Source organism: Spirosoma areae (genome assembly GCF_054781775.1).
Genome location: NZ_BAAGTT010000024.1, coordinates 243,174 through 255,172 on the forward strand (window position 1 = coordinate 243,174; position 11,999 = coordinate 255,172).

7 protein-coding genes are annotated in these 11,999 nt (G+C 50.1%); 3 read left to right on the forward strand and 4 right to left on the reverse strand.

Going from position 1 to position 11,999, the window contains the following annotated elements:
* Positions 1-8: 8 nt before the first annotated feature.
* Both ACYVI1_RS11245 and ACYVI1_RS11250 read right to left on the reverse strand, forming a co-directional pair.
* Positions 9-3,920: an Ig-like domain-containing protein gene (locus tag ACYVI1_RS11245; protein ID WP_460910002.1), complete on the reverse strand. Its 3,912-nt coding sequence runs from the start codon at positions 3,918-3,920 to the stop codon at positions 9-11.
* A 283-nt stretch (positions 3,921-4,203) separates the two neighbouring features.
* Positions 4,204-7,284, reverse strand: coding sequence for a glycoside hydrolase family 3 N-terminal domain-containing protein (locus tag ACYVI1_RS11250; RefSeq protein ID WP_460910004.1), 3,081 nt, complete (start codon positions 7,282-7,284; stop codon positions 4,204-4,206).
* A gap of 175 nt (positions 7,285-7,459) precedes the next feature.
* Between ACYVI1_RS11250 and ACYVI1_RS11255 the strand changes: the two genes are divergently transcribed.
* A complete protein-coding gene (locus ACYVI1_RS11255) occupies positions 7,460-7,645 on the forward strand; it encodes a hypothetical protein (protein ID WP_460910006.1) in 186 nt (61 codons plus the stop codon).
* A 162-nt stretch (positions 7,646-7,807) separates the two neighbouring features.
* Here the strand turns inward: ACYVI1_RS11255 and ACYVI1_RS11260 are convergent, their stop codons facing one another.
* Positions 7,808-8,053 carry a hypothetical protein gene (locus tag ACYVI1_RS11260; protein WP_460910008.1) on the reverse strand — a complete coding sequence of 82 codons (246 nt, stop codon included), beginning with the start codon at positions 8,051-8,053 and terminating at the stop codon, positions 7,808-7,810.
* 157 nt (positions 8,054-8,210) lie between these two features.
* A complete protein-coding gene (locus ACYVI1_RS11265; protein WP_460910010.1) occupies positions 8,211-9,035 on the reverse strand; it encodes a T9SS type A sorting domain-containing protein in 825 nt (274 codons plus the stop codon).
* A gap of 176 nt (positions 9,036-9,211) precedes the next feature.
* Here ACYVI1_RS11265 and ACYVI1_RS11270 point away from each other — a divergent pair, with 176 nt between their 5' ends.
* Positions 9,212-11,146, forward strand: a complete 1,935-nt coding sequence (locus ACYVI1_RS11270) for a sensor histidine kinase (RefSeq protein ID WP_460910012.1) — start codon at positions 9,212-9,214, stop codon at positions 11,144-11,146.
* Between the two features lie 71 nt (positions 11,147-11,217).
* On the forward strand, positions 11,218-11,916 hold the full coding sequence (locus tag ACYVI1_RS11275) for a response regulator transcription factor (protein ID WP_460910014.1): 699 nt from the start codon (positions 11,218-11,220) through the stop codon (positions 11,914-11,916).
* The last annotated feature ends 83 nt before the right edge of the window (positions 11,917-11,999 follow it).

An 11,999-nucleotide genomic window follows, 5' to 3' on the forward strand; every position in this document is an offset into this window, starting at 1 on the left:
TGACTCTTTTACTGTTTCAATACTTTCCGAACCGTTTGCCGGTCACCGACTTGTATCCGCAGTATATACACGCCGTTAGGTTGCGTAGTCAGATCAAGTTCATTGAGCGGTTTGCGGGTTTTTTGCTGCATTACCGGTCGGCCCTGGGCATCTGTCAGCGATAGGATTGCTGGCTCGCGCGTTAAGGGCATCCTTACTTCAACGACAAGCGTTGTTTGGGTTGGTACAGGATAAGCCTTTACGAATGGATCAAGCGAACCATCATCCGTTCCCAGTACGGTCAGGACGGTGACGGTGGCCGTACCAGCAAATGATCCGGTGCCACAATTATTCGTCACACCTGTCAGCCGATACGTGGTTGTGCGGATAGGTCTCATCTCAACCACATAAGGACTGGTAGCTGTTGTGGCTGAGTAGCTCGTCAAACTATCGGCATAAGCAACGGTCCATGGGCCATCACCCCCAAACGTAAAGGTTAAACTGGCGGGTATACCGTCGGCAATTTCCTGCGTGCCCGTTAAAGTAGCTACCGGCAATGAGCGCACCGTTAGCAGCGTAGGACTATTACTACCCAGAACGCCTATTGCTGGATTGTTGGCTTTCACATGCACAAAGTACTGCCCGCTGGCCAGGGTGAGTGGCAATGGGCCAGTTATAGGGGAACTGGCGGCTATTGCCGAAATCTCATATTTTTTCGATGTGTCTGCCACACTCACCACCTCAATACCAAACGTATTTCCCTGGTTAAACTCCCCTGTTGTTGTGAAGGGTACAGTAAGCGACGCACCGGCACATAAGGTTGACGTTGGCAGTGAACTCGTAACCACGGTTGGTGTCCGAACCAGGATGGTTGCTGTTGCCGGATTACCGGGCAAGCCCAGCCCACAGGCATTGGTAACGGCCGCTACCTGATAGGTCGTGTTGCCACGGGGCAGTACGGCAATGGTTGTATCGGAGGTACGTGAGGTACCAGCATATCCCCCCGTAAGGCTATAGCTGTAAGGGCCGGAACCCGTAAATTTGAGTCGTAAAGGCGCATTTTGTCCGAGATTTACACTGGCTGTAGGCGCCAGCAGACCCAGTGTTGGTACGGTATTTACGATGGCTCTGATCGTTGAACGGGCGCTATAACAACCGCTGGTGCCGATTTGATAGACATAAAATTCGTCACCCTCGGGCTTAACGTTTGTATTGAGCGTCGACGGGGTAGGAGCTTCGTTTGTCACTCGTCCGTAGGGGTCAATCCATTTCAGTTGGCTGCCCGTCTCGCCAACGGCCTCCAGCGGAACCGCGTTTTGGTTGATGCAGTACACAACTAATGACTTTGGCAGCAACGGGGTGGCTGGTGTTGTAACCGTCACCTGAATGATGGCTTTCTGGCTTTCGCAAGTATTAACAGTCTGGGTAACCTGATAGGATTGGGTACCCGCTCTGTCAATTGACGGCAGGGGCGCATTACCGAGTGGTTTGTTATCGCCCGTGTACCATTTCAGGCTCTGTCCACTGGCAGTTAAGGGCGACAAATTCTGCGGTGGCTGATCCTGCTGAGTCTGGCAATACGTAAGATTCGACACCAGCGGCCGATCAGGCGACGGGTTGACACTAACCGTCAAACTTGCTTTTGGCCCTTCGCAATTCTCGTTGGATGTCTGCGATACTTTAAATACCTGACTACCCACCGTACCGGTATTTGGCGTTGGGGGGCCACCAAGAGGACTATCCGACGATGTATACCATTTCAGATTTGAGCCGGTAGCACTTAAGGGTTGAGCCGGACCGTTGCTACAAAAACTAACTGGGCTTACAACCGGAGCGCCTGGAATTGCCTTCACACGAACGCTCAGGCTGGCACGGGGACTTTCGCAACCTGCCAATACCTGGCTGACATAATACGTAGTTGTGCCGACCGTAGTATTCGTCGGCACGGGAGCATTGGCTGTTGCTGTGCCTCCACTGACATTGGCGCCATACCATTTTGGCGTAGCACTCGCCACCAGCGTAACGGTTAAGGCTGGTACAGAGCTGCCCAGGCAAAATTCAACTCCGGGGGCACCCGGTGCATTGGGCGTATCGTTTACCTGTACCGGGATGGCGGCCCGGTCGCTTTCGCAGCCGTTAATAGTCTGCGTTACATAATAATTGGTTATGCCGACGAGATTCGTCTTCGGAACTGTTGGTGTTCCCGATGAACTTCCTGCTGTTGCATTTGTTCCGTACCATTTCAGGCTCTGCCCCGCGGCTGATAGGGCCTGGGCTATGGCCCCTTCGCAATAAGCACCGGGGGCTCCCGTCGATGGTAAGGCAGGTACAGCATTAATAGTAACCGTTAGGGCCGCACGAGGTCCTTCGCACCCATTAACTAACTGGCTAACATAGTATGTAGCTGAGCCTAATGTGCTGGTTGAGAGCGCTGCCGGTGCAGGCGTGGCGGTTCCACCGGTGGCGGCTGTTCCATACCACTTCAAGGTGCCGCCGACAGTGGGAGTTGCCGTCAGGGCATAACCGGTTCGATTCTGGCAAGCAATAAGTGGACTGGCAACCGATGGCGCTGCAGGCGTTGGTTTCACCGTAATGGCAATTGCAGTGCGTTCGCTTTCGCATTCGTTAAGCGTTTGACTTACGTAATAATTAACCGTTCCTGCCGAAACGGTGCTGGGGGTAGTAGCTGTTGCGGAGGCTACTCCGCCGGTGGCTGCCGTACCGTACCAGTTAAGGGTTGCGCCGGTCGAAGGTGTTGCGGCCAAAACAGTAGCTGGCTGATTTGGGCAGTATAACGTAGTGGGCGCGGTAGTTGGTGCCGCAGGCGTTGGTTTTACCGTGACGGCAATCGCAGTGCGTGCGCTTTCGCAGCCGCCAACGGTCTGACTCACGTAATAAGTAGCTGTTCCCAGAGTATTTGTATTGACTGAGGTTGGGGTAGATGATCCGATTCCACCCATAGCACTGGTGCCGTACCATTTTAAATTCTGCCCGATAGCCGAGAGTGGGGGTGCCACAACGCCTTCACAATAAGGCGGAGGTGCGGTGGCGGTGGGCGCGGCTGGCATTGCGCTAACGGTAACGACAAGGCTGGCGCGTAGGCTTTCGCAGCCATCAACCGTTTGGCTGACATAATAAACTGCCGTTCCGACACCTGTCGTCGCTGGCGTAGGAGCGACTGAGGAAGCGGTACCGCCCGTTGCATTCGTGCCATACCAATTCAGTGTGCCTCCTGTTGCTGGGGTTGCCGTTAAGGCGGTGGCCGGTTTTCCCACACAAAAATTTGCAGGGCTGGTACCGGGCGCATTAGGCTTATCTTTGACTAAAACAAATATAGCTACCCGCGGACTTTCGCACCCGCCTATGGTTTGACTCACATAATAGGGCGTGTTGCCAACAATAGTTGTATTTGGTACTGTTGGCATAGCTGAGGCCGACCCACCCATTGCATTCGTGCCATACCAATTCAGTGTGCCCCCGGCCGCTGGTGTGGCTGCTAAGGCCAATGCTGACGCTCCTTCGCAATAGAGCGGAGCCGGAGTCGGGCTGGGGGCAGCAGGGGTATTGACCGTCAGCGCTGCTAAACTTGTTGAGCCGGTTCTGGCTGGATTGCTGGACGAAACCCGGATGCGATAACCGGTACCACCTACAGTTGATGCAGGAATTGTTGCGTTGATGGCTCCACCCGTTACTCTGGAAACGGTGCCTATAACTGGCGAACTGGCCGAAAAGGCGCCGGTAACATCTGAAAGTTGCGCTGAGAATACATTTGACGCTGCGAACGATCCTGACACCGTATAGGAAATGGCTACGGCTCCACCAGAGCAGACGCTGGCTGGAGTAATGGTCCCGGTCGTAATGGTTTGAGCAACGCCACGAATCGGTAGCCCCGCAATACATAGGCAGGCTATCAAACAGGTGTGAAAAATACGTTCCTTCATAAAGTTGTAGCAAGAATGCTGTTATGGGTCCTTAAAGTTAACGCATTTATACACGATCCAACGACACTTAAAGGCCGTTGCATTGGTCTGTTAAACCTGCTTACTTAACTGATTTACTAAGAAATGTCTTGATTTTCAATAGATTAAATATAGTTTTTTCTTGAAAACTGTACTTAACCAAAAACACATAGCAATAAAAATGCCACTTCCTGTATGAAGTGGCATTTAATGACGCAACAACCGTAGGTAACCTGATGATACTATACCGTTTAATAAAGAAATCTTATTGAACGGCACTATAGATTACTTCATGAATCCGTCGACGGAGTTTCGTTGTGTTGATGGCGTTGTTGCCAGCGGTGGGGTAAATTCGGTTGGAAAGGAAAACAAAAATTAATTCCTGGTCGGGGTCAACCCAAACAACGTTTCCAGTAAAGCCCGTATGCCCAAACGAACGGGGCGAGGCCTGAGCGGCCATGTAAACGCTGCTGGCACTCTCTGGATTCGGCTTGTCCCAGCCCAGCGCCCGGTGGCTGCGGTTACTGAGGGTCTGGGTAAAATAGGGAACGGTCATTGGGTTAAGAATACGCTGGTTCCCATACAATCCTTTCTGAAGGTTCATTTGCAGTAGGGTTGCAATGTCGCGGGCATTGCCAAACAGACCGGCATGGCCTGAAACTCCCCCCTGCACAGCCGCCATCTGGTCGTGAACCGTGCCCACTAAAAGCTGATTTCGATAATACGTGTCCTGTTCCGTTGGTGCACAGATCGGGTGTGGCAGTCGTTGCAATGGCGTAAAGCCTAATTGATGCAGCCCTAAGGGTTTATACACAAGTTCGGTAACGAACTTGTCTAATGGCTGTTTGCTAACCCGCTCCACAAGCTTCTGCAATGTCAGAAAGTTAAGGTCGCTATACACAAAAGGCGGTTTACCTGATTCACCCGTTTTGCGCGACATTGGCGACTGGACCACCCATTTCCAGACAGAATCTTTCAGGGCTGGCACCCCCCAAAGGGTGGGAGCAATCTGAAGCGTGTGCAGACTATCGGGTGTTGCGTTGTAATACTCGGCTTTCAGCCCGCCACCGGGCATCCGGGTACGATCCCAGGTGGTTGGGTAAAACGAAACCATGCCGGACTGATGCCAGAGTAAATCCTGAATGGTAATGTTCTGTTTGTTGCTGCCCCGCAGTTCGGGCAGATAGGCCGATGCTTTCTGGCTTAGGTCGATCAGTTTCTGATCATACAGGACCATCACGGCCTGTAGGGTAGCCAATACCTTCGTCAGCGACGCCAGATCGTAAAGCGTTTCGTCGGTAACTTTCTCGGCGCCGGGTAAATACGTAAGCGCACCAAAGTTTTTGCTGTACACAACTTTACCTTTGCGAGCCACCAGAATCTCGCATCCGGGCACAACACGACTTTTTACGGCTCCCTGGGCAATGGCATCAATCTGACTTAATACGGTCGATTTCATGCCAACGCTTTCCGGCGAACCAACGGATAACCGTCCTTCAGGGTTTAGGGAGAGGCCCGTGCCCATCTGTAGATCGCCAATCGAAATGGGCAGCATACCCCGCGCGCCAAGTCCGCCAAATAGTATTTGCGGAACGACCCGCTGCATGTCGTCAAGTTCCTGATAAGCGCAGACAAGTGCATCGGCACCGGCAAATTGCGGCAGGCTATACGGCGACCCGAAGGCGGTAACAATCACATTGGCTCCGCGCTGCTTCAGGCGGGTGATTAAATCAAGTGAAGGCTTCGTGATGCCGTATTTTCGGGCAGTTGACTCGCTCATCCGGTGAAAACTCACTACCACGGTATTCGCGTCGCCTACCTGGGTCAGAATGTTGGTTAGGTCGGCTTCTGAAATGGGTTTATCGGGAAAAGCTACGGTCTGAAAGGGAGCGTATTGGTTCAGGGTTTTCTGAAATACATTACCCGGTTCGGCGCCAATGGCAACGGAAGCCAGCCGCAGCGTATCTAACCGGTTTAGCGGCAGTAGACTGTTGCGATTCTCGACCACCGTAACGGAGTGTTCGCAAAGTTCCTGTTTTAGCAGTTTCGCTTCGGCTGAGTTAAGATCGGCCGCTAAACCGCTCAGATTGACTGGTTTGTAATGATGAAGACCTGCCCAGTACTTGGCCCGCAGAATTTTTTTGACTTTCTCATCAATAAATTCCTGCGAAATAATGCCCTGCTGAACGGCATCCTGAATGTGGGTTATGGCATCGCGAACATTCTCCGGGTACAGTAAAATATCGTTTCCGGCAATCAAAGCCCGCAAATTAATATCCATGGCTTTCGGCGACCGGCTAATGCCTCCCATATTCAACGCATCGGTAAAAACCAGCCCCCGGAAGCCTAACTCTTTTTTGAGCAGTTCGGTAACGATCTTTTCCGACAGGGTTGCTGCCAGGGCGGGCGTATTATCCATAACGGGTACGTGCAAATGGCCCGTCACAACGCCCATCAAACTGTCGGCAATGAGTTTACGGAATGGATACAGGTCAATGTCGCGCATCTCCTCCGACGACCGGCTGACCGTTGGCAGCGTGTGGTGCGAGTCGGCATTGGTATCGCCATGACCAGGAAAGTGTTTAGCCGTTGCAATGACGCGGGTTTGCTGTAGCCCACGCATATATGCCGACGCTTTCAGGGCTACATTTTCTTTCGATCCACCAAACGATCGGACACCAATAACCGGGTTGGACGGATTACTGTTGATGTCAGATACAGGGGCAAAATTGATGTGAATACCCAATCGCTGACATTGTCGCCCAATTTCGGCTCCCATTCGATAAATCAACTCGTTATCCCGAATGGCGCCGAGGGACATCTGCTTCGGGAAGTCCATGGCACTGTCTAACCGCATTCCCAGCCCCCATTCGCCGTCGATTCCCACCAGCAGCGGCACTTTCGATTGCGCCTGATAGCGGTTAGTCAGAATTGCCTGCCGATAGGGACCGCCCTGAAAGAAGATTAAGCCGCCAATATGATTCGACTGGATGAGGTGATCAATGTACTGATAATGATTCTCATGGCGGTTCGAAAATGTAGCTACCATGAAAAACTGCCCAATTTTTTGTTCAGGCGACAGCGTCTGGAAAACACTATCGACCCAATGCTGACCGCTATCCGACATGACAAATACCTCGACCGGGCGGGCGGCCGGGCCGAATTTGTACGAAGAAATAGCTTTATTTATAGACGCTACCGGCCGTTTAATGACTGGTTTGTAGATCGCCGTGTGAGAGAGTCGAGTCCAAAAACCGCGTCCTGGCTTCATTAAGCCGAATGCCGTTAACAAACTGACGAACAGGAGGCCGACAAGCAAAATTGGTCGTACAACAATGTTCCGCATGGGTACTCGAGAAGTAAAAAGTTACAGTCAGTGCCGAAGGTTTTTGGCTAAACCATAAAAATAGCCAAAGCCTATCGAAAATCAGCACTAATCACTGAATTATCTAAGTTTTTAACGAAATAATATCCATTAGTTGTCTTTTGCAACGGATTAATACAAAATTAAAAATAGAGAAATGCGCCTGTTTATTGATAACCTCTTTATTCATCGGCAATTAGCAATGAAATTAGTCTGTATGTACGGGAAAAGAAGAGGATGGTATTTGGCTGACAGAAATGCAGACAAGGAACAAATCCCGGTAATTACACCTGAACCGTGCCCAGACTTGGAAAAAGAAGGCAAAAATTATGCCGTTGGGTAAACTTAACGAAGTAGAAAAGAAGGAGTGTACTGCCCTGCTGAGATAGCCAGGTGAGGGAAAATAAAGGGGCAGTAAAAAATCTGACGAGTATGTATGCAGTAGTAAGGCGCGTTACTGTGTGTAGGCCAGCCAATCAGCGCAGAGCGTAAATGTAAGTATATATTAATTAGATTGTGCCGGACGTACCTGCTTCAGTGCCGTCATCAGCCGTTCACTAAGCGTAGCTTTGCTTAGTTTCACCATTTGCTGTAGGGAAACGGATGACGTTACCTTACATTTTGTGACAGATGCCGACGTTTTAGCCTTCATTTGCTTGCGGGCCGCGAATACGTTGTGCGGATGCCCCATACTAAACGACTGACCGCTAACGCCCAACAGTAAAATACCAGCAACAAGGATAGTCTTCATGGCCTTTAGTTTTCTTATGACTATGCAAAGATATAGGTTTAGTTTGGTATCTTGCAATACATAGTACTAAATTTCTTTAATTATTTTTTGTCTTAAGCGTAAAGGAGCGATTGAGCGATTTATTATTAATACGCTCAATCGCTCCTTTACTCGGTTCTTATTCAATAACAATCCGTTTAACAGCCCCGTCTTCGTTTTGTGTGACGGTAATAAAGTAGATTCCCTCCGCTTTTTTTCCGAGATCAATCTGCCCAACAAACTCGCCGGAGAAGTCTTTAAGCTCGCGCTTGGCTACCTCTTTTCCCTTTGGGTTCGTCACAATAATGCTGACATCGCCTTTGGCAGGAGCCATGAAACGAACGTTCAGTTGGTCACGGTCTGGATTGTTGGGATAGGCATCCAGGCTGCGAATGGTGGATGGTTTACCGTTGAAATTTTTGGCCCAATTTTCAAACGGACGGGCAAACTGACGGTCGAAGTCTCTGGGAAATTCAAATTTAAACCGGTTCATCCGGTCGGCTAATGAATCGAAACCCTGCCGAAACTCATACTTCCAGGCATTGTTGTCCCAAAAGTCACGGTCGGTCTTGGGTGATTTACCCCGGTACACATAGGCATCGCCCGGCATACGTTTTTTGCCGGAGTTCATCCGTTCACGCGTGACAGTGTGGTCGCCGTCGTTGTCTTCCACAATAATGGTCATCTGTCGACTACTGCCATCTTTCCGCGAGGCTTTGAGCGAGTCAACTAATTTCGTTACCAGCTTATCCCGCTCTGAATCACTCATGCCATCGACATGATACGTGCGTTTAATTTCCCGAACATCATCGCCATTGCGATCGATGATTCGGACGTTCACCTCATTTTTCTCTGATTTTTTCGACGGGGCCGCAGGCTTTTGGGCGAAGGCAGCGCCACTAAAGGCAACCACCAGCAGCAGGGCCGGAACGAACCGGGAGACTGCTAAAACTGTTTTTTTCATAGTAGAAAATAGGTACAACGAAGGAACAATAAGTTGTCGAACCGATTGATAACGCGGGTGTTAAAGTTTGTTAATGAGCCAATGAGGAGTCAATAGGGTTCGTACTTTTACTGAGTGCCCCACCGGTTTCTAATAGATGAAAAAAGCGGTTAAAGGTTGCATGAGGAAGCAAAAAAATGTCTAAACAACGCATACAGTGGATTGTTGCTCTAATGGCCATCGCGCTGCTGGGTCTGGTGGGCCTGCAGTTGTACTGGAATAGCAGCGCCCTGCGGTTGCAGAAAGAACAGTTTGCGTATAAAGTAACTGACGCGTTGCAGGAAGTCGTCCGAACACTCGAACGCCAGGAAATCGCCTACCTCACCAAACAGCATATTCAAGCCCGGGAGCAGCAAAATCGGTTGATGGCCATTGCCAAAAAAGAAGGTAAGTCCGTAACGAAAAGAGCCGATGGGCAGCTTATTGTCTCGGCTAAACCTGCAGAACCAGTTCAGCCAATACGGTCGAATCGCTCGGCCAATGGGCAAATAGCCATGCGGCAACGAATCTTGTCTGACAGGGCGCCCTCCGGTGCGATGGTTGTGCAGTCCGATGTATTGCAACCCACAGTACACCCGCTTTCAGCCGAGCAAATGGCTGTTGTGGAGGAGTTTTTCCGTCAGCAGGACGAACTGATGGCGGTTGGTGACTGGCAAACGCAACTAGCGCAGCAACAGCAGTTTGATCAGTGGGTTGAGAATGTGCTGAATACTGAAATGAGCCGCCTGAACAGCCAGGTAAAGCGTGACTCACTAATGCGGGTTAATAAAAATAGAATTCGGCGAACGATTAAACAACGTAAAGAGCAACTGGGTAATCGCATAGGGTTAGCGAATTCGGGCTTAGCTACTCGCCCGGCGAGTATGAGCCATACTAAGTCGGATGAGCAATCGCACATGATTAAAGACGTACTTAAGAGTCTGCTCATGTCCGACCGGCCTCTTGAAGACCGAATCAATCGACTGGCGCTCGATACGCTGCTTCGGCAGGCACTCGATGAGCGGGGAATCAGTATCCCGTTTGCCTATGCCGTTCGGACGAGCCAACAACCCCGTTTTCTGTTTGCTTCGGCCAATATGGATGTTCAACAGCTCACTGCGGAGGGCTACAAAGTCGCTTTGTTTCCGAATAATTTGCTTGAAAGGGGGAATTACATGTACGTGTATTTCCCAACTCAGCAGCAGTTTATATTGAGTCGGCTGGGCTTCACATTTGCCGCATCGGTGGTATTGATTCTGGTGATTCTGGCGTGTTTTTACATTGCCATCAGCACAATTGTTCGACAGAAAAAATTAGCCGACATCAAGAACGACTTCATTAACAACATGACTCATGAGTTCAAAACGCCTATTTCAACCATTTCACTGGCGGTTGAAATGGCGCAGGAACAACTACAGTCAGCAGGAACGATCCCTGCCAGGGTGTCTTCAGGCGGCCATGATTTACCTGATGATTCTGAACCTGCCGGGCAAGTCGACTCGCGGCTAAACCGCTACATGAGCATCATCCGCGATGAAACCCGGCGGCTTGGTTCGCATGTCGAAAAGGTATTGCAGATGGCTCTGTTAGACCGGGGTGAAATTAAACTCAACCTGTCGCCGGTGAACGTGCATGATGTTATCGAAAAAGTTCTGAACAATCTTAGTCTCCAGATTGAGCAGCGCGGGGGCGAGGTTGATTTGCACTTCGATGCCGACCAGGAAGTTGTTGAAGCTGATGAACTCCATTTGACCAACATCGTCTATAATTTATTAGACAACGCGCTTAAATATTCACCTGAAAGCCCACACATTACCCTCAGTACCCGCAGCCTGCCCGAAGCCGTAAGCATCACCGTTGCCGACCAGGGTGTTGGCATGACCAAAGACCAGACGAGCCGGATTTTTGAGAAATTCTACCGGGTACCGACCGGCAACCGACACGATGTAAAAGGATTTGGGCTGGGACTTAGTTATGTCAAAAAAATAATTGACCAGCATCAGGGGCAGATTCTGGTCGAAAGCCACCCTGGTAAAGGCAGTTCATTTGAGATTATTTTACCCTATACTAGTAGAGAAAGAGAGAAAGAATGAAAGAGCGAAATCCACCGGATGGATTTCGCTCTTTCATTCTTTCTCTCTTTCTCTCTTTCTCTCTTTCGCTTATGCCAAGCATTCTACTTGTTGAAGACGACCCCAACCTGGGTCTATTGGTGCAGGAATACCTGACCATGAAAGGCTACACTACCGACCGGGCGACCGATGGTAATGAGGGTCTAAAACTATTTATGGCGGGCGAATACGACCTCTGTCTTTTCGATGTGATGATGCCCAGGAAAGATGGATTTACGCTCGCTAAAGAAGTTCGGATGGACAGCCGCGATGTACCCATTATTTTCCTCACGGCCAAATCCATGCAGGAAGACACTATCCAGGGGTTTAAGGTCGGGGCCGACGATTACGTCACCAAGCCTTTCAGCATGGAGGAATTATTGCTACGAATCCAGGCTATTCTTCGCCGATACCAGCGTTCGACTGATTTGGCCGAACAAACCACGTTTCAGATCGGCTCATTTTCATTCGATTATCCCCATCAATTGCTCTCCCGAATCGCCAATGATTCAGCCGAAGCGCAGGCGCAGAAACTGACCAGTAAAGAGTCGGAATTATTAAAATTGCTGGCACAGAACCTCAATCAGCCCGTCAGTCGTAGTTTTGCCTTGAAAATGGTTTGGGGCGACGATTCGTACTTTAACGCCCGAAGCATGGACGTGTACGTGACCAAACTGCGGAAGTACCTCAAAGAAGACCCTGCCGTTCAGTTAGTTAATGTACATGGTGAGGGATTTAAACTGATTGTTTGAAAAGAGTCGTAAAATCATAGTACGGTCCGCCGTAGCGGTTATAAGGTTGTAAAGTTAGCTGACGCCCCGAACAATAGTTAACT

Coding starts and splice junctions, on each gene's coding strand:
- ACYVI1_RS11270 (WP_460910012.1), top strand. CDS start 9,212: ATGTCTAAACAACGCATACAGTGGATTGTTGCTCTAATGGCCATCGCG.
- ACYVI1_RS11245 (WP_460910002.1), bottom strand. CDS start 3,920: ATGAAGGAACGTATTTTTCACACCTGTTTGATAGCCTGCCTATGTATT.
- ACYVI1_RS11255 (WP_460910006.1), top strand. CDS start 7,460: ATGCGCCTGTTTATTGATAACCTCTTTATTCATCGGCAATTAGCAATG.
- ACYVI1_RS11260 (WP_460910008.1), bottom strand. CDS start 8,053: ATGAAGACTATCCTTGTTGCTGGTATTTTACTGTTGGGCGTTAGCGGT.
- ACYVI1_RS11250 (WP_460910004.1), bottom strand. CDS start 7,284: ATGCGGAACATTGTTGTACGACCAATTTTGCTTGTCGGCCTCCTGTTC.
- ACYVI1_RS11275 (WP_460910014.1), top strand. CDS start 11,218: ATGCCAAGCATTCTACTTGTTGAAGACGACCCCAACCTGGGTCTATTG.
- ACYVI1_RS11265 (WP_460910010.1), bottom strand. CDS start 9,035: ATGAAAAAAACAGTTTTAGCAGTCTCCCGGTTCGTTCCGGCCCTGCTG.